The organism is Verrucomicrobiota bacterium (assembly GCA_019247695.1).
Classification (GTDB): Bacteria; Verrucomicrobiota; Verrucomicrobiia; order Chthoniobacterales; family JAFAMB01; genus JAFBAP01.
The window spans coordinates 1-26,360 of the sequence record JAFBAP010000186.1; the positions used below are offsets into that span (position 1 = coordinate 1).

General features: G+C 63.1%; 24 protein-coding genes. 5 read left to right on the forward strand and 19 right to left on the reverse strand.

Annotated features, from left to right (window positions below):
• The 11 genes from JO015_21700 to JO015_21750 form a co-directional block, all read right to left on the reverse strand.
• A partial coding sequence (locus JO015_21700) for a transposase (protein ID MBW0001720.1) occupies positions 1-165 on the reverse strand: 165 nt, incomplete at its 3' end.
• 468 nt (positions 166-633) lie between these two features.
• On the reverse strand, positions 634-2,385 hold the full coding sequence (locus JO015_21705; protein ID MBW0001721.1) for an FAD-dependent oxidoreductase: 1,752 nt from the start codon (positions 2,383-2,385) through the stop codon (positions 634-636).
• A gap of 24 nt (positions 2,386-2,409) precedes the next feature.
• A complete protein-coding gene (locus JO015_21710) occupies positions 2,410-5,607 on the reverse strand; it encodes a multidrug efflux RND transporter permease subunit (protein ID MBW0001722.1) in 3,198 nt (1,065 codons plus the stop codon).
• A 30-nt stretch (positions 5,608-5,637) separates the two neighbouring features.
• Positions 5,638-6,765: an efflux RND transporter periplasmic adaptor subunit gene (locus JO015_21715; GenBank protein MBW0001723.1), complete on the reverse strand. Its 1,128-nt coding sequence runs from the start codon at positions 6,763-6,765 to the stop codon at positions 5,638-5,640.
• A 496-nt stretch (positions 6,766-7,261) separates the two neighbouring features.
• On the reverse strand, positions 7,262-8,272 hold the full coding sequence (locus JO015_21720) for a LysR family transcriptional regulator (protein MBW0001724.1): 1,011 nt from the start codon (positions 8,270-8,272) through the stop codon (positions 7,262-7,264).
• Positions 8,273-9,042: 770 nt separating this feature from the next.
• Positions 9,043-10,047, reverse strand: coding sequence for a branched-chain amino acid ABC transporter permease (locus JO015_21725; protein MBW0001725.1), 1,005 nt, complete (start codon positions 10,045-10,047; stop codon positions 9,043-9,045).
• Positions 10,047-10,919, reverse strand: coding sequence for a branched-chain amino acid ABC transporter permease (locus tag JO015_21730; protein MBW0001726.1), 873 nt, complete (start codon positions 10,917-10,919; stop codon positions 10,047-10,049). Before JO015_21730 ends, JO015_21725 begins: the two co-directional genes overlap by 1 nt.
• 11 nt (positions 10,920-10,930) lie before the next feature.
• Positions 10,931-11,644 (reverse strand): ABC transporter ATP-binding protein, encoded by a 714-nt coding sequence (locus JO015_21735; GenBank protein ID MBW0001727.1) that lies wholly within the window; start codon positions 11,642-11,644, stop codon positions 10,931-10,933.
• Positions 11,641-12,495, reverse strand: a complete 855-nt coding sequence (locus tag JO015_21740; GenBank protein ID MBW0001728.1) for an ABC transporter ATP-binding protein — start codon at positions 12,493-12,495, stop codon at positions 11,641-11,643. The genes JO015_21735 and JO015_21740 overlap by 4 nt, the downstream gene beginning before the upstream one ends.
• Before the next feature lie 95 nt (positions 12,496-12,590).
• On the reverse strand, positions 12,591-14,618 hold the full coding sequence (asnB, locus tag JO015_21745; GenBank protein MBW0001729.1) for an asparagine synthase (glutamine-hydrolyzing): 2,028 nt from the start codon (positions 14,616-14,618) through the stop codon (positions 12,591-12,593).
• A 69-nt stretch (positions 14,619-14,687) separates the two neighbouring features.
• Positions 14,688-15,893 (reverse strand): ABC transporter substrate-binding protein, encoded by a 1,206-nt coding sequence (locus JO015_21750; GenBank protein MBW0001730.1) that lies wholly within the window; start codon positions 15,891-15,893, stop codon positions 14,688-14,690.
• Between the two features lie 251 nt (positions 15,894-16,144).
• Here JO015_21750 and JO015_21755 point away from each other — a divergent pair, with 251 nt between their 5' ends.
• Positions 16,145-16,282 carry a hypothetical protein gene (locus JO015_21755; protein MBW0001731.1) on the forward strand — a complete coding sequence of 46 codons (138 nt, stop codon included), beginning with the start codon at positions 16,145-16,147 and terminating at the stop codon, positions 16,280-16,282.
• A 481-nt stretch (positions 16,283-16,763) separates the two neighbouring features.
• Here the strand turns inward: JO015_21755 and JO015_21760 are convergent, their stop codons facing one another.
• The 8 genes from JO015_21760 to JO015_21795 form a co-directional block, all read right to left on the reverse strand.
• Positions 16,764-16,973: a hypothetical protein gene (locus JO015_21760; protein ID MBW0001732.1), complete on the reverse strand. Its 210-nt coding sequence runs from the start codon at positions 16,971-16,973 to the stop codon at positions 16,764-16,766.
• 72 nt (positions 16,974-17,045) lie between these two features.
• Positions 17,046-18,143 carry a branched-chain amino acid aminotransferase gene (locus tag JO015_21765; protein MBW0001733.1) on the reverse strand — a complete coding sequence of 366 codons (1,098 nt, stop codon included), beginning with the start codon at positions 18,141-18,143 and terminating at the stop codon, positions 17,046-17,048.
• Positions 18,144-18,483: 340 nt separating this feature from the next.
• Positions 18,484-18,795, reverse strand: a complete 312-nt coding sequence (locus JO015_21770) for a hypothetical protein (GenBank protein ID MBW0001734.1) — start codon at positions 18,793-18,795, stop codon at positions 18,484-18,486.
• 181 nt (positions 18,796-18,976) lie between these two features.
• The gene (infA, locus tag JO015_21775) at positions 18,977-19,195 is read right to left on the reverse strand and encodes a translation initiation factor IF-1 (GenBank protein MBW0001735.1); all 219 of its coding nucleotides are present in this window, start codon (positions 19,193-19,195) and stop codon (positions 18,977-18,979) included.
• A 127-nt stretch (positions 19,196-19,322) separates the two neighbouring features.
• On the reverse strand, positions 19,323-19,631 hold the full coding sequence (locus JO015_21780) for an RNA-binding protein (GenBank protein MBW0001736.1): 309 nt from the start codon (positions 19,629-19,631) through the stop codon (positions 19,323-19,325).
• 283 nt (positions 19,632-19,914) lie between these two features.
• Complete coding sequence (locus tag JO015_21785; GenBank protein MBW0001737.1) at positions 19,915-20,259, reverse strand: hypothetical protein; 345 nt, start codon at positions 20,257-20,259, stop codon at positions 19,915-19,917.
• An 85-nt stretch (positions 20,260-20,344) separates the two neighbouring features.
• A complete protein-coding gene (locus tag JO015_21790; protein MBW0001738.1) occupies positions 20,345-20,890 on the reverse strand; it encodes a methylated-DNA--[protein]-cysteine S-methyltransferase in 546 nt (181 codons plus the stop codon).
• A complete protein-coding gene (locus tag JO015_21795; protein MBW0001739.1) occupies positions 20,853-22,346 on the reverse strand; it encodes a helix-turn-helix domain-containing protein in 1,494 nt (497 codons plus the stop codon). Before JO015_21795 ends, JO015_21790 begins: the two co-directional genes overlap by 38 nt.
• A 637-nt stretch (positions 22,347-22,983) precedes the next feature.
• Here JO015_21795 and JO015_21800 point away from each other — a divergent pair.
• From JO015_21800 to JO015_21815, 4 genes are read left to right on the forward strand one after another with little or no spacing between them, the layout of a single operon-like run.
• Positions 22,984-24,510, forward strand: a complete 1,527-nt coding sequence (locus JO015_21800) for a hypothetical protein (GenBank protein MBW0001740.1) — start codon at positions 22,984-22,986, stop codon at positions 24,508-24,510.
• Entirely contained in the window at positions 24,507-25,163 is a 657-nt protein-coding gene (locus JO015_21805; protein MBW0001741.1) for a hypothetical protein, read from the forward strand. The genes JO015_21800 and JO015_21805 overlap by 4 nt, the downstream gene beginning before the upstream one ends.
• 55 nt (positions 25,164-25,218) lie before the next feature.
• Entirely contained in the window at positions 25,219-25,503 is a 285-nt protein-coding gene (locus JO015_21810; GenBank protein ID MBW0001742.1) for an AbrB/MazE/SpoVT family DNA-binding domain-containing protein, read from the forward strand.
• Positions 25,487-25,918: a PIN domain-containing protein gene (locus tag JO015_21815; protein ID MBW0001743.1), complete on the forward strand. Its 432-nt coding sequence runs from the start codon at positions 25,487-25,489 to the stop codon at positions 25,916-25,918. The genes JO015_21810 and JO015_21815 overlap by 17 nt, the downstream gene beginning before the upstream one ends.
• Positions 25,919-26,360: the final 442 nt, after the last annotated feature.

The following is a 26,360-nucleotide window of genomic DNA, read 5'->3' on the forward strand; positions in this document are numbered from 1 at the left end:
CGGCGCATCGCCCAGCAACTCGGCCCCCTGGCAGCAGTTCATGCCTTGAGCCACCAGCAAGACGCCGTGCCGCCGGTGGTCATAGCGCGCCTCCGGTGAACGACGGATTTCATCTTGCAGGCCCAGAATCACCTTCCCCGCATCGGCGATGGTAAGCGTCCTCATGCAGGAACGACTATCACTACCCAATTCTATTCGCAATTATTTATGACCTCGTGTATAGTTAGAGGCGGGGGGGATGCTTTCGTCCCGTAGGGACGGCTGATCCTATACCATTCAGGCAGCTATCTCGGTAGAATGCCGGCGGCGACACCCTTCGCCGGAATTCTATCCAAATGATTGTCTATTGCTCTTCAGGAAAGTAAATTCTCGAGCAAAAGGTGCGTTTGAATCAGAGCTACCTTTTCCAAGTACGGACATTATTTAGCTGAAGATCAATAAATGGTATTGCTTCGGTCGGTAACCCCCAATTTACTCTCCCGCCGCGATTCCAGAAAATGGTTAAAGCCGAGCTTAGGAAAGTGATTGAAATCTTGTTCGGTAAGGCACAGGCATCAACGACCATTTGAAGCACCTTGTCTGCCCGTGCAACCGTAAGCAACGGGTTTGCGGACTTGGACCTTAACCAGCGTGTTAGGCCCCCTTCAGGTATTGGCGGATGCACTCCACCGCCATTGCGCCTTCGGCGGCCGCGCTCGCCACCCATTTCATCGAGCCCGCGCGGGCGTCGCCGGCCGCAAATACCCCCGGCCGGCTGGTCTCCAGGAAAAACGGTTGGCGCTTCAAAGGCCAACGGGCCGGGCCCTGGCGATCTTCCAGAACGGCTCGACCGGTCTTGATGAAGCCGTCTTGGTCGGTGAGGATTTCGCTGGGCAGCCAGGCGGTATGCGGCACGGCTCCGAGCAGTGCAAAGACGGCTTGCACGCGCAGCGTCCGCCGTTGCTTACGCCCGGCGTCTTCCACTTCGATCCCGTTTAAACGGCTACCCTCGCCGGCGGTGCGGCGGATTTTAGTCCGGTAGAGCACTTCAATGTTGCCGGCCGTTTCGATCCGCCGCGCCAGGTGGCGCGACGCGCTCCCGCCTAGCCGGGAACCGCGCAGGATAAGGTAGACCCTTTGGGCGTGGGTCGAAAGAAGCACCGCGGCCTGGCCGGCCGCGTTGCCGGCCCCGACGATCGCCACCTCTGCGCCGGCATACCGTTGGGCCTCGACCTTGGTGGCCGCGTAATGGACCCCCAGGCCCTCGAAGCGCTCGCACCCCTCGGCCGGCAACTTGCGATACTTGGCCCCGGTGGCAATGAGCACCCCCCGGGTCAGCAGGTGCTCATGGCCTTCCAGCCGCACCACGATGGGCGGTCGCGCGCCGCCTTCCCCGCCAAAGGCCAAACCGACCGCACGCGCGGGCACGGCGAACCTCGCGCCGAACTTCCTGGCCTGCATCGTGGCACTTTCGACCAGGGCGGCGCCGTTTACGCCGGCCGGAAAGCCGAGGCAGGTCTCGACCTCTGAACTGCGGGCGGCCTGACCTCCGGGCGGCAAGCCGTCCAGCACGAGCGTCTGCAACCCTTCCGCGGCTGCGTAAACCGCGGCAGACAAACCGGCCGGACCAGCGCCGATGATGACCAAATCGTGCAGCGTTTCCGCCTCGAGCGGTTGGCGAAGCCCGAGCAGGCCGGCCAACGCCGCGTTGGAGGGATTGCGCAGCAACGCCGCGCCGGTCCAACAGAGCACCGGCGTTTCCTCGATTTGCAGGCCGAACCGTTGGAGCAAACGGTCGGTGTCCGGGTCCTCTTCGGTGTCCGTCCAGGTGAAAAGTACGCGGTGCCCGGTCAAAAACTCGCGAATGCGAACCGTATCGTAGTGGAATCGCGAGCCGATGACGCGCAGCCCGGCAAAATGCTCGAGGTCTTCAAGGATCCGTTGGCGGGCGATCAAGCCCGACAGGATGAGGTCACTGAGGGCGGGGTTGTCGCTGAACAAGCGCCGGAGGTCCCTTGCGTTCAGTTCGTAGGCCTCCGTGACCCCGAGGGCCACGGCGCTTGCACGGGCCGGGTTGCCGGCCAGGTTGGCCGCGTCGCCGGTGAATTCACCGGGGTGCTCATGAACGGCCAACGTCCTCAAATCGCCGGCGGCGGACCGGTCCATGAGCGCGATCCGGCCCGACTTAAGGACGTAAAAGCGAAACGCGCGTTCGCCGGCAGAAAAGAGTGCTTCGCCCGGCGCGTAGCGCCGCACTCGCGCGTAAGGGCCAAGCGCCTGCAGTTGGGCCGCGTCGAAGGTCGGGAAAGCGGCGGGATATTGGCTTCGGGTTACCAGCGGCGCCGGGTAGGCGCCGTGGCCGCCCGTCGAAGCAGGCGTGACGTGAACATTGTTGGTGGGTTGCATGGGCGTCATCCGGCGTTGCGCGCGTCAGGCGGTTACGGTCGCCGGTTGCGGCGCCGGTTCATGCGCGACCGGTGCCGGTCGCGAGGCGCCCTTCGGGCCGAAAAACTTCATGAGGACCGAGAAGAACACCGGGGTCAGAAAGATCCCGAACAAGGTCACGCCGATCATGCCGCTGAAGACCGCGGTGCCCAGCGCCTGGCGCATTTCCGAGCCTGCGCCCGCCGCAACGACCAGCGGCCAGACGCCCAGCGTGAACGCGAACGACGTCATCAGGATCGGCCGCAACCGCAACCGGGCGGCGTTCACCGCCGCCTCGCGCCGGTCCACGCCCGCGTCCATCTGCTGCCTGGCGTATTCCACGATCAGAATAGCGTTTTTACAGGCCAAACCGACTAACACCACTAAGCCGATTTGGGTGAAGACGTTGTTGTCCATCTGACGCAGGTAGACGCCGGCAATGGCCGCCAGCAGGCACATGGGCACGATCAGGATGATGGCCATCGGCAACGCCCAGCTCTCGTATTGGGCGGCCAGCACCAGGAAGACGAACAGCACGCAAAGCGGAAAGATGTAGAGGGCGGAGTTGCCGGCCAGTTTCTGTTGCAGCGCCAACTCGGTCCACTCGTAGCCGAACTGCGAAGGTAGCCCGTCGGCCGCCAGCCGTTCCATCGTGGCCATCGCCTGGCCCGAACTGAAGCCCGGCAGCGGGATGCCATTGACGTCCGCCGACGGGTAAAGGTTGTGGTGCATCACCTTGTCGGGCCCGTTGGTCTCCCTCACGTTGAGCAGGGTGCCCAGCGAGACCATCTCGTTCTTGCGGTTTCGAACGTAGAGGCCGCGGATGGACTCCGGCCGGAGGCGGAAGGCGCCCTCGGCTTGAACGTTCACCTGGTAGGTCCGGTTCAGGAAGTTGAAGTCGTTTACATAGGTCGAGCCCAGGTAGGCTTGGAGGGCGTTGAAGACCGACTCCATGGATACGTCCAACGTCTCGACCTTGCGCCGGTCGATGTCGAGGTAAAGCTGCGGCCCCTGCGAGCGAAACGTGGTGAAGGCGGCGGCGATCCCGGGCTGCTGCATGGCTTGAACCAGGAGGTGATCGCTCGCCGCTTGCAGCGCCTCAAGCCCGGCGCCCCGGCGATCCTGGACCTGCAGTTTGAACCCGCCGGCGTTGCCGATGCCCTGCACGGGCGGGGGCGGGACCACCAGCGCCCGGCCGTCCTGAAGGGTGGCGAAGCGCCGTTGCACTTCGGCCAGGATGGCCAAGCCGTTCTGTCTCGGGTCTTTCACCCGCTCCTCAAAGGGCGCCAGGACCAGAAAGGTGGTGACCGCGTTGCTGCGGTTGGTCCCGTCCAGGCCGGAAAAGCCCGCGAACTCGACCGTGTGGCTTACGCCGGGCACGCCCGCGGCCAACCGGACCATTTGCCGGCGCATGTCGTCGGAGCGTTGCAGGGAGGCGCCGTCGGGCAGCTGTGCCAGGCCGATGAGGTAGCCCTGGTCCTGCAGCGGGATGAAGCCGACCGGCACCGTCTTGAAGCCCAAGACGGTCAGCACCAATAACCCCGCGTAGACCAGCAGGACCACCGCCCCCAGGCGCACCAGGCGCCGCACGACCCCGGCGTAGGCGTGGGTCGCGGCGTCAAAGCCCCGGTTGAACAGCCGGAAAAACCAGCCCAGCAGCAGCTCCAGGCCGCGGGTGAGCAAGTCCTTTTTCGCGTGGTGCGGCTTGAGCAGCAAGCCGGCCAGGGCGGGGCTCAAGGTCAGGGAATTGAACGCCGAAATGAGGGTGGAGACGGCGATGGTCAGCGCGAACTGGCGGTAGAACTGGCCGGTGATGCCGCTGATGAAGGCCGTGGGGATGAACACCGCGCTCAAAACCACTGCGACGGCCAGCACCGCCCCGCCCACACGGTCCATGGCCTTGCGAGTGGCTTCCTTAGGCTCCATGCCTTCTTCGAGGTTGAGTTCCACGGCCTCCACCACCACGATGGCGTCATCCACGACGATGCCGATGGCCAGCACCAAGCCGAATAACGACAGGTTGTTGAGTGAAAAGCCGAAGGCCGCCATCACCGCGAAGGTGCCCACCAATGACACCGGCACCGCGCACAGCGGGATGAGGGTGGCCCGCCAGGTCTGCAGGAACACCAGCACCACGATCAACACCAGCACGATCGCCTCAACCAAGGTGTGGATGACGGCCTCGATCGACTGTTCGACGAAAGTGGTGGTGTTGTACACGATCGCGTACTGCAAACCTTTCGGAAAGCGTTTGGCCAGGTCTTGCATGGCGGCTGAGACGCGGTGGGCGGTGGCTACCGCGTTGGCGCCCGGGGATTGGTAGATGATGAGGGCCTGAGAGGGTTTGCCGTCCAGGTAGGAAGCCACGCTGTAGTCCAGGGCCCCGAGTTCGACGCGCGCGACGTCGCCGAGGTAAACGAGTGAGCCATCCTCGCCGCGTTTTACGATGATCTGACGAAAGTCCTCCGGCGTGCGCAGCCGGCCTTCGGTGTTGATGGAGAGTTGCAGCTCGGTGCCCCGCGGGGCGGGCTCCGCGCCGAGGCGCCCGGCGGCCACCTGCACGTTCTGGGCCTGAATGGCCGAGACGACGTCATCACTGGTCAACTGCCGCGACCACATGCGGTCGGGGTCAAGCCACACGCGCATGCTGTATTCGCGCGCGCCCAGCACGAGGACATCGCCCACACCCTCCAAGCGGGCCAGCACGTCGCGCACCTGCAGGTAGGCATAGTTGGAAATGTAGGCCTGATCGTAGGTGTTATCCGGGGAGAGCAGGTTCACCACCATCATCAGGTTAGGCGACTTCTTCTTGGTGGCGACGCCGAGCTTACGGACCGTATCGGGCAGACGGGCTTCCGCCAGCGCCACCCGGTTCTGGACCAGGACCTGGGCGAGGTCGAGGTTGGTGCCGAGCTTGAAGGTCACCGTCAGCGTCATGACGCCGTCCCCGGTGGACTGCGAGCTCATGTAGAGCATGTTTTCGACCCCGTTGACCTCCTGCTCGATCGGCGTGGCCACCGTGTCGGCGATGACCTTGGGGTCCGCCCCCGGGTAACGGGCCGTGACCTCAACCGTGGGCGGCACGATCTCGGGGTACTGCGCCTTGGGCAGCGCCAGGTAAGCCAACCCGCCTGCAATCAGGGTAACAACCGACAAGACCACCGCGAAAATCGGGCGGTCGATGAAGAAATGAGAAAGTTTCATAAGCTGCGGCGTGGGATTGGTTAGGTTAGTTTAATGGTTTGCGTCGTGGTCATTTGCCGCAATCGCCGCCGGGCTCGAGGCGGGCCGCGGGGCCCCTTGGCTGATGCTCACTTCGGGCGGGGCCTGGCCGGCCAGCCATTGCATCATGTCGCCGGGCTGAGGCGTCACCGGGGCGCCGGGACGTGCGTTCAGCAGGCCGTTGATGATGACCTGATCGTCGGGACCAAGGCCGCGGCGTACCACCCGCAACCCGTCGACCACCGGCCCAAGCTCGACCGGTCGAGCCTGGACGGTACGGTTCTGGTCCACCAGCAGCACAAATTTCTGGCCCTGGTCGGTGCCGACGGCCCGATCGCTGATGAGCGCCGCCTGGTGCTTGGGCGCGCCGGCAACCCGGACCCGGACGAAGGCTCCGGGCATCAGGAAACCATCCTCATTATGGAACCGGGCCCGCACCTGCAGACTGCCGGTTGAGGAGTTGTAGGTATTATTGATGAAGTCGATGACGCCCTCGTGCGGAAAGCCCTGTTCGCCCTCCAATTGGAGGTAGACCGGGATGGGGTTGGTCCGCGCGTCGGCCAGTTCACCCCCCTTGATCTGGTCGAGGTACTTCTGCACCGTCCGCTCGTCCACAGTGAAGTACGCATAGATCGGGTCGACGCTGACCAGGGTGGTCAGCACCGTCGAGTCGGCCTGCACCAGGTTGCCGTGGGTGACGAGTTGGCGGGCGATGCGGCCCCGGATCGGGGCCTTCACCTGCGTGAAGCCGAGGTTGAGCCGGGCGGAGCTTAGATGCGCCTGCGCCTGTTGGTATTGCGCTTCCGATTCGTCCTTGTGAGCGATGCTGGTGTCGTATTCCTCTTTCGAAGTCACCCTCGTCTCAAAAAGCTTCTCAGCCCGCGTGAAATTGGCAAGCTGCAGCCGGCGCTGGGCGTCGGCGTTCTGTAAGTTAGCGGCGCCCTGGTCGACTTCCGCTTGGTAGGGCCGCGGGTCGATGACGAAAAGCAGGTCGCCCGGGTTAACCAAAGCGCCGGCTTTAAAGGCAACCCGGTCGAGGTAGCCGCTGACGCGCGGCCGGATCTCCACGCTCTCCACCGCCTCGGTGCGGCCGGTGTATTCATCCCATTCGACGATTTCTTTCTGGACGGGCCTAGCCACCGTCACCGGCGGGGGCGGGGCCGGCGGGGGCTGGCTTTGCCCCTGGGGTTTGCACCCCGCAGCCGCCAGCGCAGCGAAGAGGGCGAGGGACAAAGGGGGCAGCCAGCGCCGCGAAGGCCGCGGCGAGGGCCATCTCCGGCACAAAAAAAGATACCTCCAACGCTCACCGCGCCACGGAGCGTCAGGCCGGCTCTGTTCATGAGGATGGGACGGGTGTGGTGACCGGCCCTTCGTCAACGGCGGCTCGGGCGCGTGCGTTCCGACCCGGATCCTGGATGAGGACCCGGTCACGATTCGGTTCGAAAGGGTTAACGAGTTAAGCGGCAGAAAGTAAGATGGGCTCACGGTAATTTCCTTGCGCGAAGATCATATGCGTTGCCGTCACGGAAATTACTTTGTTAGTTTCGAGCTGGAACCTAAAAGGTTTCAGAACGCCGGGCCGCACGCCGAGGTCCGGCCGTCCGCGGCCGCTAAAGGCGGCATAAGGCTCGCCACCTCAAGGTTGGTTTGAACGGCCGGCGTGCCCCTTCGGCAATTGCGGCACCGACGCCAAGCTCTTCAGGAACTCGGCCACCTGCGGTGAAGCGTGGGCCTTGGACCACGCGGCAACCAGTTCGAACAGGGGCAGCGCCACGCGGCGGGCCACAACCCGGGCCGGCACCGAAGCCGAGCGCAGCCGCGCCATGGCTTCGTCGAACAGAAACTGCGCCTCCAGCATGACGCCTTCACCGGCCGCAACCAGGTTGATGAGGTCCGTATGGTCGCTGCCTTCCGGTCCCAAGCGGGGGCGAAATTTGGCGCGCCGGCGGCACTCACGCACCAGGAGCAGGGTGTAACTGGGGTTCTGATCGGCTGAAAACCGCAGAAACACCTCGCCCGAGAGTTTGGAGAGCGGGATGGCCTTCTCCTGCCGTCCGGCGTTGGCTTGCGCCGCCAGCGGGTGTCCAACCGGCAGCAGCACCACCAGGGGGGAGCGGAGCACCGGTTGTGCCTCAATCTGTTTGGCCACCCCCCGGCGCAAGAGCAGGTCGAACGTCGGCACGAAGGCCAGGTCAAGCTGGCCGGCGAGCAACCCGTCCAACTGCGCCTGCGGGTCCATGCCGAACAGCGAAATGCTCACGTTAGGGTGAGTATCTTTATAGAGGGACAGCGCTTGCGACAGAAAGGAAGCCGTGAAGGAGCCAAACTTCCCGATGCGAAACGGCACCGGCACGGCCGAGCGCGTCGCCTTCTGTGCGCCGGCGACCGCTCGGGCGGCGGCTTCCAACGTCTCGCGGGCGCCGGCCAGGAAAACCTGTCCGGCGGCGGTCAGACGCACGTGATTGCGGCTCCGGTCAAACAACGGCGTCCCAATCTCCTCTTCAAGGTCGCGAATCTGCCTGCCGAGGGGCGGCTCGGCGATGTGCAGCCGTTTAGCGGCCTTACGAAAACTCAGGTCTTCAGCAACGGCGACAAAATAGCGCAAATGCCGAAGTTCCACCGGCACTGGTTGGCGCCGAATCCACACGCGCGCAACAAAAAGCTAGAGGCGGGCCCAGAGAAGGCTTTATGCGGGCGTTTCCCAGGGGTTGAGGTTCCCTGCCGGATTTACACCTATCAGACCGTATAAACGGTCTAGGCCCAACGGGCCGGCAGACCGTCTTACGGCCCGAAGGGTCAAGGGAACTTAGCCCAGGGTTTCACCCTAGGAAGGCGGTTCCTCCCCCGACCGAGCCCTGAAAGGGCGGCAGAACCGGTGAGCGACGGCTTCTGCCGCCCCTTCAGCAAATCCAACCCGGCGGGCGGGTGTTTGTTAGGGAGGGCGTACCGGCGTGACGCCTTAGGAGGGCTCGATCGTGATTCTACGGTTACCCAGGTTAAACCCTGGGCTAGGTTCTCACGGCCCGTTGGGCCTAAGACCGATGTACGCGGACGCGCTGGGCTAAGGTCTCACTACCCGTTGGGCCTAACACCGAGGTAAGGCCGTGCGGAGCGTCCCGCAGCACCCCCTTCGCCGGAATTCCAGCCAAATCAGTGTCTACAGGGCATAAGCCCCTGGCTGCTCTCGATCATCATTTCAGCCCCTCCGAGGCAAAGACAGCTCAACAAACGTGAAAACCGGTGTAACGACGGCGTTTGGTTGAAATCGGCCATCAAAAAATGAACGCGAACGTGCGCCGGGCTGAGGTCCTCGAGCCGCCGACCCTCAGGTGCGTTTGCCTGACTCCTTGCGGTTTCCTGTCCTCCGTTCAACGCCCCGCCCGCGAGATGCTTGACCGTAATGCGTCACGTCAGCACCTAACGCTGCCGAAACCGGAGGCCGATGAAGTCGAAAATGCCGACAATACCCCGCGGAATGAGATACATCAATGCGATCAGGCACAGGCCGAAAATGGCATCGGGCGCCGCCTTTGACACCCGCTCCGCGACGTTGGGCGTGAACTCGATAAAGAGTGCCCCGATGAAGGCCCCCGTGATCGAGGCGATCCCGCCCACGATGCTGCCGACCAGCAATTTGATCGAAAGGAGGGCGGGGAAGCTGTCCGGCGCGACGTAGCCCGACAGCAAGGCGTTCAGCGCGCCGGCGATGCCGGTGTACATGGCGCTGATGCCGAAGGCCAGGGACTTGTAGAGCGCGGTGTCGATGCCCATGGCTGCCGCGGCCAGGGGATGGTCGCGGATGGCGATCAGCGCGCGGCCGGTGCGCCCAGCCAGCAGGTTGCGCGTGATGATGACCAGCGCGACCGCCCAGAGCAGGCAGAAATAGTAGACCCACCGGTCGGCGTTGAGCGGCAGCCCCAAGGGCGCCTCGGGAGCGTCGATCTGGACCCCCTGGACGCCGCCGGTCCACGGCTCGAACCCCCCGAATTTGAGGAGCTGGGGAGTTGCCACGGCAAGGGCAAAGGTGGCAAGGGCGAGGTAGGGACCTTCGAGCCGCAGCGATGGTAATCCGAACAGAAAGCCTGTCGCCAGGCAGATCGCACCGGCGATGGGAACGGCTGCCCAGTAAGGAAGGCCGCCCTTATCGAGCAGGATCGCCGTGGTGTAGGCGCCGATGGCATAAAACGCGCCGTGGCCCAACGAAATCTGGCCGCTGAAGCCGGTCAGGAGGTTAAGCCCTAACATGGCGATGGCGTAGATGAGCACCTGACTAAATTGGGATAGGCGGTAGCCGCTTAGCACAAACGGCAGGACGCAGGCGATCGCCAGCAGCGCGGTAATAACGCCGCATCGCCACCTTAGCGGTGACAGGCCGGCGGATGCCGCAGCGTCTCGCGATGGCGTCCGGCTGAACATCATCATCACACTCGCGTGACCAGGGTCCGGCCAAAGAGACCGGCGGGTTTGAAAACCAGCACGCCGACGATGATCGCCAGGGCCAGCGTGAGTTTCAGTTCGGTGCCGACGAGATAGGCGCCCGCGAGATTCTCCAGCACGCCAACAAAAAAGCCGCCCAGCGCGGCACCCCATGGATTATTGATTCCGCCCAGCAGCGCGGCCGCGAAGCCGTACAGCAGGATGCCGCTCATCATGCTGGGGTCCAGGTAGATCATCGGCGCCGCCATGATGCCGGCCACCGCGCCGATCGCACCGGCCAGCCCCCAGCCGAACGCCAGCATCCAGCCGACGCGAATGCCAACCAGGCGACTGGATACCGGGTTCTGCGCCGCCGCCCGCATCGCGAGACCCAGAGGCGTACAGCGGAAGAACAGGAGGACGAGCAGCAAGACCGCCAAGGTCACCACGATCATGCCCGCTTCGTGGGACGACAGGTATCTGCTGCCGTACCACGCGATCGGCGGGAACGGGCTCGGAAAGCGCTTGATCGTGTAACCGAAGATCCACCCGGCCAGACTGTTGAGGATAAGCAGCAGGCCGATGGACACGGCAACGATGGTCAGTGCCGGCCCGCGTTCCACCGGCCGGATGATGATCCGTTCGATGGCGATGCCCGCAATAAAGGAGAAGGCAAGCGTAAGGCCGAAAGCCATCCAGTAGGGCAACCCGGCCTCGAGCATCGCCCAGGCGAGGTAGGTTGAGCACATCGCCATTTCGCCCTGCGCGAAATTGATGAAGTGAGTGGCCTGGTAGATCATCACCAGCGCGAGGGCCACGCATGCATAGAGGCCGCCGTTGGCCAGGCCGGACGCCACTTGGTGCAGGAAGGCTTGCATCCCTTGCCCCCTTAATAGCCGAGGTAGGTGCGGCGTATGGCGTCGTCGCAGGCGATGAGGGTCGCGGCGCCGCCCATGACGATGCTTCCGGTCTCGATCAGGTAAGCGTGATGAGCAAGTTCGAGCGCGAGGGTGGCGTTCTGCTCGACCAGCAACATGCTAACGCCTTCGTCATGGTTGACGGCGCGCAGGATTCGGAAGATTTCCTCTACGACGAGCGGCGCCAGACCAAACGACGGCTCGTCGAGCAGCAGGAGCTTCGGCCGCAGCATCATCGCGCGCGCGATCGCCAGCATCTGCTGCTCGCCGCCGGACAGTGTCCCGGCCTGTTGCCGCCGCCGCTCCTTCAGACGCGGGAAATGGCCGTAGAGGCGGTCGAAATCGGCTGCAACCCCCTTGTCGCGACGCGTGTAGGCGCCGACGCGTAAATTCTCCTCGACGGTCAGCCCAAGGAATGTGCCGCGACCGTCCGGTACATGGGCTACGCCGAGGCGGACGATGTCTTCGGTCGCCTTGCCGTCGATCCGCTCGCCCGCGAACCGGATCTCGCCGGAGACGCGCACCATCAGGTTGCAGATGGCACGAAGGGTGGTCGTCTTGCCGGCACCATTGGGGCCCAGCAGCGTCGTGATGCCGCATTCCTCCACGGCCAGGTCAACGGCTGACAGGATTTGCGCCGGCCCGTAAGCGGCATCGACGTTGCGCAGTTCGAGAATGGCCGTCACAGCTTATCCCCGAGGTAGGCGCGGATGACGTCGCGATTTTTTTGCACTTCGGCGGGCGTACCGTCGGCGATCTTACGGCCGAAGTCGAGCGCCACCACCTGATCGGAGACCCGCATCACCAGGCTCATGTGATGCTCGACCAGCAGGATGGTGAGGCCAAGGCGGCTGCGGAGGTTGACGATCAGTTGGCTGAGTTCGCTGAGCTCGGCATGGTTGAGCCCAGCGGCCGGTTCGTCCAGCAGCAGCAGCTTCGGCCCGCCGGCGAGGGCGCGCGCGAGTTCCACGCGCTTGCGTCTGCAGAAGGGAAGCGCGCTCACCGGTACGTCCGCGATGGCGGACAGTTCAAGCATCTCCAGCAGGCCCGTGGCGCGCTCGCGCAGCAGCCGTTCCTCACGACGCACGGGCGGCAGGCGCAACGCGTTGGCGACAAACCCGCTGCGGCCACGGCAATGCCCGCCGATCAGGACGTTGTCGCGCACCGACATGGTCTCAAACAGGGCCAGGTTCTGAAACGTCCGGCCGATCCCAAGGCAGGCAACGCGATGGCGCGGCACCTGCAACAACGGCTCGCCTGCAAAGTCAACGGTGCCGGTACCGGCGCGGTAAAGGCGGCTCAGGCAATTCAAGAGGGTGGTCTTACCGGCGCCGTTCGGGCCGATGAGGCCGCAGATCCGCCCGGCCTGGACGTCAAACGAGACGTTGTCGAGGGCCACAATCCCGCCGAAACGCACCGACAATCCGCTAATGCTGAGCAGCGGCGCGCGGTTCTCCGCCGCCAGCGGCCATAGATCCGCGGCTGTCGACGCGCCGGTCTTCTGCCGGCGCGCGGCGATCACCCGGTCAGCCGTCATTGCGCTTGCCTCGACGCTGTCTTGAGACATCCGGGCGGCAAATTGAGTGCCTGTCCTCCTCATCACGATGCACCGGCGAAAGTTCATCGTCACTCTCAATGTGATACGTAGCGCCGGGCGGCGTGGGCCCGTTCCCGCGCGATCCCCATCACCGGATGCGAACGGACGGCGAAGGCTTCACTGCCGGCAGCCTTAGAACCCAGTCCGAAGCGCTCCTGGATAACGCACGCGCTGAGTACCGACATCAACACCGGATCCCACCCGACACGGTCCGAATCCGGCATCGCGGGCAGCCGGTCGAGCAGGGCGACGATTTTCTTCCGATCGTAAAACGGCAGCGACGCGAGGGCCGGACCACGGAGTGTGTCCTGCATCATCTGATGGAATCGTTCGGTTGGAACGATGGTCCCGGGCGGCGAAAGAAACGGATGCTTTTGCCGGCGGTACACGGTCTCGGTGATCAGCGGCTTAGCCGCTTCGCGAAGCAAATATTTCTCGGTCATGCCTCGGATTTTCAGCGACACCGGCGCCCGGCAAACGCACTCAACGACGTGATGATCCAGGAACGGCACGCGGCCCTCGACCGAGTGCGCCATTTCCATCCGGTCGCCGAGCAGATTCAGGATATAATTCGGCAAAACCGATTTTGCCCAGACGAACAGTGATTTGTTGAGGGGGTCGCGCCCGTTCAAGACGGCGGGCACATCCAGGCTGTCCAAGAACAGGCGGACGCTCTCGCGTCCGGCAAACCGTGCGCTAAAGTCAGCGTCGAAGAGGGTCTGCCGTTGCCGGCTACCCGCGGCGAACAACCGCAGGCAGGTCGGCACAAAGCCGAGCAACCGCTCGACGCTCTCCAGCGATCCGGTTTCGCCGACGGGCAAGAGCATTCCGCGCGAGACGCTATTGGCCGCTTCGAGCTGTTGCACCAGCCGCCGGACTTCCGCCGGGTTCTGACCTTGGGCGCCATGCTCAAGCATGTCGACGCGGAAATGGACGTAGCCGCCGAGGATTTCATCGGAGCCTTCGCCGGTATAAACCACCTTGTAACCGGCGTCACGAACCGCCCGGCTGAGCAGGTACTTTGACACGCCGTGGCCGTTGCTGCATAGCGTCTCCGAGTGCCAGATCGCGTCGGCGAAATGGTCTGCGATGTCAGACTGCCTGATCGGGACGGGATGAAAGTTTGCGCCGGCACGCGCCGCCATCTCGCGGGCGATCTCGCCTTCGTCGTACGCCGCCTGATCGAACGTGAGCGTAAACGCCTGGATCGGCGAGCTGGAATGCTGCGCGGCGAAACCCAGCACCGAGCACGAGTCAAGTCCGCCGCTCAGGTAACAGCCGACCGGCACGTCGGCGCGCATCCGCAACCGCACGGCTTCGTCAAACCGGGCGGCAAACTCTTCGACGAAGGCGGTTTCGTCCCGCGCGTCCGTCGCCGACTGGTCTGCGGGCGGGTAACTAAATTCCCAGTAGCGCAGGATGCGCATTCCATTCGTGGTCGCCGTGAGGTAATGACCGGGGGGCAACTGGTACACCCCGTCGAACAGCGTGCGATCGAGCAGCGGTGGGGCGGTAGCGCTATGATAGAAAGACTCATGGTCCCAGCGCGCAGGCACTCCGGCGACGAAGAGGGCCTTGATTTCGGAAGCCAGCAAAAGCGCACCGTTGTGGACGGCGTAGTAGAGCGGCTTGATCCCGAAGCGGTCGCGGGCGGCGAACAGGGTCTGGTTCGCCTCGTCCCATAATACAAACGCAAACTCGCCGCGCAGTTGCTGCACGCAATGCGCGCCGAATTCCTCGTACAGGTGCAACGCGATCTCGCTGTCCGAGCGGGTTCGGAACCGGTGTCCGCGCTGCTCCAGTTCGCGTCGCTGCCGCTCGAAGTCGTAAAACTCGCCGTTGACAACGATATGGATCCGCCGGTCCTCGTTCGCGATCGGCTGATCGCCGGTCGTGAGGTCGATGATGCTGAGCCGCGCATGCCCAAGGCCAACGCGCTGATCGGGGGACAGCCAGATGCCCCGGCTGTCCGGACCGCGGTGGTGGAGGCGGTTGGTTGCGCGCTTCAGCCGCTCCGCTGAAATGCGTTTGTCGCTCGAGAAGAATGCTGCGATTCCGCGCATGCCAATAACTAAATAAATAAGTTAAATAACGCACGCCTCGGTCGCGGCGATCGGGCCGGCGGCCAGCGATCAATTGCCGCCGCCGGTGATCACCTCGCCGAAGCGCACCCAGCTGGTGCCGTCGAATCTCACGAGTTGCATCTGCCGGATCGGGCGGTAGTTGGTCGGGCTGGTGTTCACTTTGATGCCCGGCGGCAGCGTCGGAAGCTCCAGGTCGTGCAGGTTGGCGGCCTGGTTCATGACGTTCTCGCGTGTGAAGTTACCCTCGCACTGCTTCAAAACCTGCAGCATGGCCATGCTGACGGTGTAAGCGAACGTATAGCCGTCGTCGCTGGTGTCGGCGCCGGGCATGTACCTGGCCATGAAGTCGCGCCACTCGTTCATGCCGGCGTCGTCCTTCCAGGCGGGATCGGTCGGAGACTTCAGGTAGCCGGCGGTGATGATGCCGATGGCGTTCTCCGGTCCGGCCGGTTTTATTACCGCGCCGACTGAGGCCGACACGTTGGACAGGAAGAACAATGGCTTCCAGTCGAGGTCATGCACCTTGCGGATCGCCTGGGCGGCAAACTTCGGGGTCGCCGCCACCAGCAGCACGTCCGCGCCGGAGGCTTGCAGGCTGGTAAGCTGGCTGTCGACGGTGGGGTCGGTGACCTCATAGCTCGCCGTGACCACCCTCGGGTCGAACTTATCGCCCAGCACGTCTTTCGTCCCGGCAACGTAGTCCTTACCGAGATCATCGTTCTGGTAGAGGATGGCGATTTTGGCGTCCGGCTTCTCTCTCAGAACGTATTTGGCGTAGATCCGCGCTTCAACCCGAAAGCTCGGCTGGAAGCCCATCGTCCACGGGAAGTGCTGATAATCGCCCCATTTGTCCGCGCCGCTCGAGATGAACAGGTGCGGCACCTTCTTCTGGTTGACGTACCGATAAATCGCTGAATTGGTCGGGGTGCCCAGCGTGTTGAACAGCAACGCGACCTGGTCCTCCTCAACCAGCCGGCGTACCTGCTCCACGGTCTTCGGCGGGCTGTAGCCGTCATCGAGCGAGATAAAATTGATCTTGCGACCGGCAACGCCGCCCTGGTCGTTTACCATCTTAAAGAACGCGGCCTCGGCCCTGCCGATGACGCTATAGGCCGAGGCGGGCCCGCTGTACGGCATGGTGTTGCCGATCTTGATTTCGGTCGCCGTCACGCCCGGCGTATCGCTCGCGAGGGCTGGGGCTGCGGCCGTGAGTGCAAAAAGCACCGTTGCCAACAATGATGTTTTTGCTGCCATTTTAGTCTCCCGGCATCAGGGGTTATCTGGGGGGTTCTGTCTAATTCCGGCGTTCGGCGACCGCCGCTCGCCGCAGTTGGCGGTCGATGATCGCAGATGAGGGCCTTGTTACAGTACGCGGGCAGAGGCTAATCGCAACGGCCCGACATTGCCTTGCGTCTGCCTGCCCGAGACTTGGTTCCTCCGTGGGGTAAAGGAAGATTGCGGGCCGGATGCAGCCGGGCTGGTGCCGGGTCACCCGGAAAGGCCAAATGAGTTTTCGGATCGTCCTCATGGCAGCTTACAACGCTCTTCGCGTCGCCAAGTTTCAGGGTTTTTCCATTTCGACGGCCATGGAGGTGAAATTGTGTCTTCCTTCCCAGGTGCCCTGCCAGCGTTACACCTGTTAAACCGTATAAACGGTTTAGGCCAACGGGCCGGGGAACCTTAGCCCAGGGTTTACCCTGGGAAGCCGTTTTCCCTTGACGCAGCCCTGAAGGGGCGGTAGAAAACGTTGCCGGGGGGTTCTGCCGCCCCTTCAGCAAATCCAACCCGGCGGGCGGGCGTTTGTTAGGGAGGGCGTACAGGCGTGACGCCTTAGGAGGGCTCAATCGTAATTTGACGGTTACCCAGGGTAAACCCTGGGCTATGTTCTACCGGCCCGTTGGGCCTAAGAACCGGCCCGTCGGGCGTAAGACCGATTTAACCAGCTACGGAGCATCCTCCGGCGCCGGAACCCCCTTGAGCCGACATTCTACCGAGGTAAGATAACTGTCTGAATGGTATAACACACGATCACTTGTGTAACTCACGGGGACGTGCGGCAATCGTCGTATCGTCAATCACTTGTAAACGAGCGTTAACTTTCCCGCAAAGCGCCGGAGTGGGCGGTCATCGGCATCTGCGTTTTTGAATGCGCTGCTGGGCGTACCACTCGTTGAACTCATTCCAGGTGTTAAACATCAGCCGGTCACCGCTCCGCAGTTGCAAGGTCACGGCAAGCTCCTCGGCGCTATAGGGGTAGGAGGTGATGATGGTGCCTGCGAACCGGCCCGTCACGGGCATGGTTTGGCAAACGCGGCAAAATTCGTTCGGCGACATGGTCACCTATACGCCGGATTGGCCTTTTCGCCAGCGGCGCACCGAGCATCTCATCCTGCAAAGGCGCACGGCTCAGAACAGCCGGTCCAGCCAGCCGTGGGGGTCCGGTGCGCGACCCTGTTGGATGTCCAGTAACGCAGCTTTCAGGCGGCCTGTCACCACGCCGGCCCCACCGTCTCCAATCGTGAAATGATGCTTCCGCCCCTTTACTTTGCCGATCGGCGTCACCACCGCGGCGGTGCCGCAGGCAAACGCTTCGCGCAGGCGCCCACTGGCCGCATCGGCTTGCCACGCATCGATCGCGTAAGGCGCTTCACGCACGGTGAGCCCGAGGCCGCGAGCCAGAACGATCAGGGAATCGCGGGTGACTCCGGGCAGGATCGTGCCGGTCAGGGGTGGGGTTTGCAGGGAGCCATCGTCAAAGACGAAGAACACATTCATGCCGCCGAGTTCTTCGACCCAGCGTCGCTCCACCGCATCGAGGAATACCACCTGATCACAGCCTTCTCGAACCGCTTCGGCTTGAGCGGCCAGGCTGGCGGCATAGTTGCCGCCGCATTTGGCATCGCCGGTGCCCCCGGGCGCGGCCCGCGTGTAATACTCGGAAACCCAGAGCGTCACGGCGGACGCGCCCGGGCTGAAGTAAGAGCCGACCGGCGATGCCACGACGCAGTAAAGGTAGTCAATCGACGGCTTCACGGCGAGAAGCGCCTCGATTGCGAGCATGAACGGCCGAAGATAGAGGGCTGCACCTTCGGCCTCGGGGATCCAATCCCGGTCCACGCGGACGAGTGCGCGCACGGATTCAAGGAACAACTCATCGGGCAGGGGAGCCATCGCGAGTCGATGGGCGGAGTGGTGGAAACGGCGGGCATTGGCGCCGGGGCGAAACAGCGCAGCGCCGCCATCGGCAAGCCGATAGGCTTTCAAGCCTTCAAAGATCTCCTGCGCGTAATGAAACGCCAGCGTCGCAGGATGCAGCGTGAAGTCTCCGCGAGGCGCTATCTTCGCTTCATGCCAGCCGCGTCCTTCCGTGTAGCGGATCGTCGCCATGTGGTCGGTGAACACCCTGCCGAAGGCTGGGTTCTGGAGCAGACGCTCGCGCTCGGCAGCTGCAAGCGGGGTCAAACTTCTTTCGATCAACCAGGTCGGTCCGCCATGGTTACTCATACCAACTCCATGATTTGCCAGGGTGGCGTCGTTCACCAATAAATGAGCATTCTCAATTGAGGGGGGTGGGACCATTGGAGCATTATCCCGAGCTCGGCATCGCGTTCCATTGGTCCCAAAGGCTCGTCCCTGCAATTTTTAAACAGGGACACCTGCTTCGTCAGGCGAAGATCTCCTCGAACAAGACCAACAACGTCGCCCGCGCTTGCCTCGCGATGCAGGGGTGCGGACGGAGCCTTACCGCCGGGCTTCGAAAGCGCTGCCAAGCGCAGGCGTTCCCGCGGTTCGTCCGAGAGGTCTTTCTCCGACCGGCGGCCCTTGGTCCCCGTGAACGGCCGTGCTAGGCGAGCCCGGGAAACGGCTTGGGGCACCGGATGACCCACGCGCGGCAGCCGTCCGGGGCGTGGTAGGCCGGTTCACCGAGCGCCTCAGGCGCTTTGGGCTGCGCGGGCGTGTTGGACAACAAGCGCAGTGGCCGGCCGGGGGCGGCGGGGGTGGGTTCGGGCACGGCCTGGAGAGCCACTTCCAGGGCACGCGCCTGAGGCGCGGCCCGCTCGGCCTGCAGTTGAAGCATCACTGGTCCCGGCAGCTCGATCAATAACACCAGCCGGGCATGGCTGGCCCGAACCCCATCAGAAAATTCTACCCGCATGAAACGGCGCATGCCCCAGCTTAGCGCGTCAGAGCGTGATGCGCTCCAAGTATAGTTAATCTCCGGGAAGAAAGCTCAGCAGGGCAGGGGGTCTCGGCTTTGGGTGATGTCCCGGTTGGCCATGGCGGTTCCTCAAGCGGGACCCCGCTTTCCCGGCCGAAACACGAAGATCGGTTTTTTTTCATTTCAACCGGTAAACGATGCGCGCTTTGCTCAGGTCGTAGGGTGACATTTCCAGCCGGACCCGATCGCCCCGGTTCAGCCGGATGAAGCGCTGACGCATCTTGCCGGAAATGTGCGCCAGGACCTGGTGTTTGTTGTCGAGTTCGACCCGAAACATGGTCCCGGGCAGCACGGCGGTGATGGTGCCTTCGGTCGTGAGCTCGGCTTCGTTGGGCATGGCAAAGGTAACGGAAGAAGGTGCTTGGTGGGCTGGGAAAGGGGCCGACGGGGCCGCTCCAACCCGCGCGTCCCGTCGCCGGACACCCTCAAGCAGAGGGATCCGGCGACCGGAACAGCGGCGGGCCTCACCAACGGCGCTGCTTGGCGCCCGAAGGCCGGCTCGGCCGGTCGCCGCCGAAGCGCTCCCGCTCCTCGCGGGGACGCGCTTCGTTGACGCTCAAGGCGCGGCCGTCGAGTTCGTGGCCCTGCAGGCCCTCGATGGCGGCCTGCCCTTCGGCCCGGCTGCCCATGGTCACAAAGGCAAACCCGCGCGAGCGGCCCGTGACCCGGTCGCTGATCAGGGCCACTTCGGCCACGGCGCCAAACGGTTCGAAAGCCGTTTGGAGATCGTCGGCGGTGGTGTGAAACGAGAGGTTTCCAACGTAAAGTTTCATGCTTCTCAAAGGTGATTTATTGACGATTGCCCGGCCCCGAGCCGTTCCCGAACACCGGGTTTCAAATCACCACCGGGCAAAAGGGCCTCACCTGACGATCCACCGCACTTCGAACTAGAGCAAACGAGCGACAAGGTCACCCACCCGCCCCAAAACGCAACGGGTATCTTTGGCGGCCTTTGGCCCGAGGCACAGGTCCGGGGTCGCCCGGAGGGCGAACAAACCCCGGCTCGAACCACGGACGGCTTTCACAAAGCTGACACGGGCGTGCCGCAGCTTTTCTTCAGTCCGGATCCGTGCCGAGCAGCCAAGCCCGCGCGCCGTTGAGCACCGCGTCCGGCACGCGCTCCAGGGCGTCCAGGCCGGGATGGGAAAACTGGCAGGACACCGCCATCGCGTCCTCGCCCGGCGAGCACGGCGTGCCCCGCATGGCCACCGGGGCCAGCTCGCCGGCCAGCCGCTGGGCGCTCTGCCGCAGCGCCAGTTCGTCGTCGGACTCGCCCTCGGCCGCTGCGCGGGCCAGTGCCCGAGGCACCTCGACCAAAAAGTAGATCTTGCGGCCTGTTTTAGCCCCGGAATGCTTCAGGTGCGGCTCCAGGGTGACTTGGAAATAAAAACACTCGGCCATCGGCCAACCTTCCTTCTGCCCGGCTTTTGGCAAGCGCCAAACGCATGGACCCCTTAAGGGGCTGCGGGAAGTTTCCCGGATGACTTCAAACCCGTGCAGCACGCGCATCTCTGCCGCCGTCTGGCCTTTTGGGAGAAGTGCGCTCAGCGCGTGAAGCGGTCACTGTTTCCAGTTGAAGGAGGCGGCGCTTACGGTCGAGCCCGCCGGCGTACCCGTGCATCCCGCCGTTGCTGCCCACGACGCGGTGGCAGGGGACAAGAATGCTGAGCGGGTTTTGTCCCGTGGCCGTTCCGGCCGCACGCGGCGCATTGGGTGCACCGGCGCGTTGGGCGAGTTCGGAGTAAGAGATCGTCCGGCCAAACGGAATCGCCGAGATCTGCCTCCAGATTGCTTGTTGAAAGCTCGTGCCCTCGTAGCGCAACGGCACCGAAAAGGCCGTGCGGGATCCGCTGAAATACTCGGCGAGTTCACAGGCAGTTTGTTTCAGGACGGCTTGATCCGGGTTGTGCTCCCAGCCGCGGGTGGGGGGCGCGTGTTTCTCGCCAGCGAAATAAACGCCGCGCAGGTGGGTTTCATCGGCGACCAAGAGCAGGTCACCGAGCGGGGACGGAAGAATCGTGAATGAGTTCATAAGGTGGATGAGAAACATTGGAAACATTGATCCAGAGGTGAACGGCCGCGTAGGCGCGCCAGGGACGCCACTTCTCGGCGAGTTGCAGGACTTTTTTGGCGTTAGGTTCTCCAAGTGCCTTGCGGATGCCGAGGTCGGTGTGCGGAAAAGCGTCGGGCCACGCAAGCGCGCGCATGGCGAGGTATTGGGCGGTCCATTCACCGATACCGGAGATCTTCCGCAGGGCCTGCAGCGTTTCCTCGATGCGCCGCCCCGGCTCCAGCGCCAAGGCGCCCGCCGCGATGGCCCGCGCGGTCGCCAGCAGCGTCGTGGCGCGGGCGCCGGTCAGACCGGCTTGACGCACCGCCTCAACGGGGGCCGCAGCCAGGTCCGACGCAGTGGGGAAGAGGCGGGTGAGCGACGGCACCGGCGTGGGAAGCGGCGTGCCGAACCGCAGCGCGAGCCGTCCCGCCAGCGTCCGAGCGCCCGCCACCGAAACCTGCTGACCCAGGATGGCCCGCGCCGCCATCTCAAAGCCCTCAAAACTGCCGGGCACCCGCAGGCCCGGATGGGCGTCAGCCAGCGGGCCGAGCGTCGCGCGAATGGCGGCGGGATCGGCGTGCAAGTCAAAGAGCCGCCGCACGCGCTCGAGCGCCACGGCGCACACCGGCAAGAGCGAGTCGGAGAGGCGCACCGTCAACCGGTTTTGCTCCGGCTCGTCGCCGACCTGAAGGTAGCCGCTGAACGCTCGGCCTTGCCGCTCGATACGCACGGTCCGCCAATAAGCACCGTCGTGGACGGCCTCGACGTGCGGGATGGCACGCCGCCCGAGGAACTCGAGCATCCGGGGCCACGCAAACGGCGGCCGGTAACCCAGGTGGAAGGCGAAGCCCGCCATTTCGCCGGCCGCCGGCTTTCCACGCCAGGCGCGCAATTGGCTTGGCGAGACCCGGTAGCGCGCCTTGAGCAGCGCATTGAAGCGGCGCAGGCTTTTGAAGCCGCTCGCCAGCGCCACGGAAGCGACCGGCAACTGCGAATCGGTCAACAGGTGCCTGGCCAGCAGCAGCCGCTGCGTCTGCCAGAACTCCACGGGTGACACGCCGAACTCCTCGTGAAAGGCGCGACGCATCTGGCGGCCGGTGACCCCAAGTTCCTGCGCGAGTTCGTCCAGCGAGCGTTCGGCCAGGAAATCAGTGCTGATGTAATAAGCGGTCCGACGGGCCAGCTGGCTGCTGATTTCCATGGGGCTGTTGCCGGGCGCCAATTCGGGCCGGCAACGTTTGCACGGCCGATAACCGGCAACCTCTGCGGCAGCGGCGTGGCTGAAGAACGTGCAGTTTTTGCGCAGCGGTATTTTGACCCGGCAAATGGGGCGGCAGTAAATACCGGTCGATTTCACCGCAACGAAGAAGCGCCCATCAAACCGCGCATCGCGCGTGAGGAGCGCTTCATAACAATGGTGCGCGTTGAGGGTCACGCCACCAATGTACCGCGCCCGGGCCGTGGCGCTGGCCGTTTTCGGACATCGAATTTGCCGGCGATCAGAGGGCGGCTGCGAGAATTTTCCACACGACGATAAGACCGCAGGATGGACAACTACTGAGAGGCAATCCCAAACCCGCAGTGCTGAAACCACCTGCGCCGGCCTTCGCTGTATGAGCAACTACCTTCCCGTCGATGCATCGTGCTTACATTTGAAGATCGGCAACAGCAGGTACCCGATCAGCCGGCATCTTTTGCTGTGCCTGCCGGCAGGTTGCGCGTAGCTCCGGCGATGCGTTATAGCTACCAACGTCACTATAGTTTGAAAGCAGCAGGAAGATTGACGCTCACCGGCCGATCTTTAACAATCCACGCCGGCTCAGGAACCCGACTGCCGGCGCCCGGATGAAATCTGACCGGCCGGCACGGTTCCGGCGCAGAAAACAGATTCTCTCCTTTTTTCGGTCAACGCCATGCAACCAGGCTCTCATCCAGTGCGTCGTCGCTTCAGCATACTAGCCGCCGGCATAATTCTCCTCCTACTGGGCGGCGGCTGTCTCATCGCATGGGCCCTCAGTGCGCCCAAGCCGGCAACTCTAACCTGGGACGCTCCGGTGGTCCGTTCGTCCATCATGAGTTTCGCGTACAAGACTTACGGCAACCCGGAGGTCGACCACGGCAAGTACTACCTCAGCAAGATGGTACTTAAGAATTCCGGGGGCCGAAGCATCCGGAATCTATCGGTCAGCTACCAGATTCCGGACTACATCAGTTGGACCACCCCGGAGGTAATCCGCGAATTGCCGCCGGGCTACTCCACTTCTTCGGTGTTCTACCCACGGCTGCCTGAGAAAATTGCCCGCCTGGATAACCGCACCAACGCCACGCTGGAGATAAAGCTCCAATGGAAAGAAGGAGATGCCAGCGCCGTGCAGGAACAGGTTTTGCACCGCGACTTCGTCATCCTCGGGCGCAATGAGGTCCAGTACTGCGATCTTGCACCGGATGACATCATCTCTTTTTACGATACGCTGAACCTGGGGCAGTTCACGATGTGCATGGTCACCCCGAACGATCCCGTGGTGAAGCAGTACGCCGCAGAGATCACCAAACGCACCGGGGGAACATTGGCCGGAATCAATACGGGCAACAGTTCGGAGGATGTTAAATCGGTCATCGAGCTGATGAGGGCGACTTACGATTACATGAAGGAGACCGGCCTTAGCTATGTAAGCGCCGAGGGCGTGCCGGAAATCATCGGCGATGAAAAGCGGCTGATCCAGACCGTCCGCATGCCTCGGGACGTCATCATGACCAATTCGGGGCTTTGCATTGAATTGACGCTCCTGTGGGCCTCGCTGATGACCTATTGGGGCTGCGATGCATACGTGATTTTTATCCCGGGCCATGCCTTCATCGGCGTGCAAGCGGCCGGGCAGGGGTTTTTCCTGGAATGCACCGCGATCACGCCAAAGGCCGTCGGCCAAAACCAGGTGGTGCCGTTCGAGAAGGCGATCCAAATGGCGGGGGAGACCTTCCAGAAGCAGCAGTACAAGATAACCTATCCCGTTCGGCAATATCGCGTTCAGGGATATGCCCCACCCGAACTGACTGATGTGGACACCGACCGGATCCACACCATGCTGGTGAGCCGTGAACCGCAGGGCCGCCCGCCCGCCAACGCGCCCCGTTACGTTGAAGGCGGGGGCGGCAACGACGAGCAGGCGCCGGCAGGCGAATTGGCTCACTACCAGCATCGTGCCGGATTGGTCGGCTTTGACTACCCGCAAGCCTGGCAGGTTCAGCAGGCGCAACCGAACTTCGGGATCACGTTTGACGTGCAAGAACCCGCTTCCCTGGCAACCATGCAGGTATTGGAGGTTCCGCGGGCCTCGACGGTGCCGGCGGCTTTCCGCGAACTCTCTCAAGTGTTTGCCCGCGTGGGTACCTACCCCCACCTCGATCAATCCAGCCAACAGGGAGAAATCAGCGTGCTGTTTGGCCACACGAGCAACCGTGCCGGCAGTACCCGGTGGGTAGCGCTCATGCGGCCGGTACAAGGGGGTGTCATCGGCGTCGTCGCCGGCTGCCCGGCTGCGCTCTTCGAATCCAAAAAGGCGGAGCTGATGCAACTGCTCGGCACCGTTCGTTTCCAATGAAAAAGGCATTTGCGGCGTTAGTGATCGGTGTCGTGCTGAACGGTTTGGTGGCCCTCGGGTCCGCCGTCGCAACGGAGCACATTGACATGGACGTGGTTGAAAATGTCCAGCCGGACGGGGATGGCTCAATCACGGTAAACTTTCACTTATCGGCTCAGCAATGGCTGATATGGCGGGAGCAGTACGGTGAGCACCCGGATGTCCTCTGGCGTGACATGAAGCAATTGTTTGCTCGTTACGTGTTGGACAAAATCGATCTCAAGAAGGACGACATGCAACGCTCGGCGACCGTCACCCTGCAGGGGCGGGCCTTCACCCAGATTCGGGGCGATGCCACCCGCGCAGTGGAGGTGCCCAAGGATTTTCATCCGGTTTCCAACTCCGGCCGGGAATGGGTCTTCAGCTTTGTGAACCAGGCTTCAATGGGCGCCCCGATCCTGAACCAGAACAATCGCATCGTGCTGCCGCCAAACGCCACGAACGCCCATTACGAACCGGCCGGGAGCGGCGGTTTTGTCGTGTACGACCTGCCGGAGAACGGGGCACAAAATCCAATGCTTTTGATTGCCGGCTTTGCCCTCACGCTCCTCGGCCTGGGATTAACCGTACCAGGGATGATCCTGGCCCGGCGTAAACCGGCCGTGGCCACCTGAGCCGATTAAATCATCCTTGTTTTGACAAGGCTAATTTCCTTGTTACCGTAAACAGGTGGCAAAGGTTACCAGCAAGCTCCAGTTGACATTGCCAAAAGCCGTTGCCGACGCTCACGCTGTCCGGCCCGGAACCGAGGTGCAGTTCGAGTCTGCCGTCGACTGCATCCGTCTGCTGATCGGCAAGCCTCGGCCGCGCTTGTCAAAAGACGAAAAATTAAGGCTTTTTCGAGAAGCCAGAGAACGACAAACGGCGCGTAATCGACGATTTACTTGCGTCGAAGCTCCTCGGGATCGCGGCTGGCGGCGAGAGGACGCTTACGAGCGTGGCAGAACTCGTTGATACCAACGTGCTGGTCTATCGGGTCGACCCGCGCTTTCCGGCCAAGCAGGCTCGGGCCGAGGAGCTGCTGGAACGGCTGGTGATTTCCGAGGAATGTCGAATCCCTCATCAGGCGTTGGTTGAATTTTATGCGGTCGCAACGCGGCCTCTGCGGGACCTTGAAAGGCCCCTTTTGGAATTTAATGAAGCGCGTGAAGAGATCGAGATACTGCTGCTGACGTGCACGATACTCTATCCTGTTGAGAACGTCTTGCGGTTGGCGCTGCATTGGCGGGGCACCTACGGGCTAAACTGGTTTGATGCCCACTTGCTTGCCTATGCCGAGCACTATGGCTGCTCAACCCTTTACTCAGAAGATTTTCAGGACGGGCGCTACTACGGCACGGTGAGAGTAATAAACCCCTTCACGTGCTGAGGATGCAGGTTCGGTCACACGGCGGCCGCAGCGAGGAGGGCGGGCACAACGTAAGAGTTCACACGGCGAACACGGCGAGCCACGGCGAACACGGCGGAAAGAGGGGAGAGTTCGGAGTTCGGGGTTCGGAGCGGCAGAGAATGCCACAAATGACACCGGGTGTCGGGTGCCGGGTAAGAGAGACGCTATATCCGTCGTGTGCCCCCTAATCTGTGTAATCTGTGGATGTTTCCTCTTTTCTGCGTTCATCTGCGTGTTCTGCGGATGATTCCTGTCTTCCCGGCACGCCTCCGAACTCCGAGCCCCGAACTCCGAACTCTCTCCCCCTCTTTCCGCCGTGTTCGCCGTGGCTCGCCGTGTTCGCCGTGTGAACTCTTACGTTGTGCCCGCCAAATCGCCGTGCCCGCTGTGTGACGCTAAGCCAGCCAGTTGCCGCCGTCGA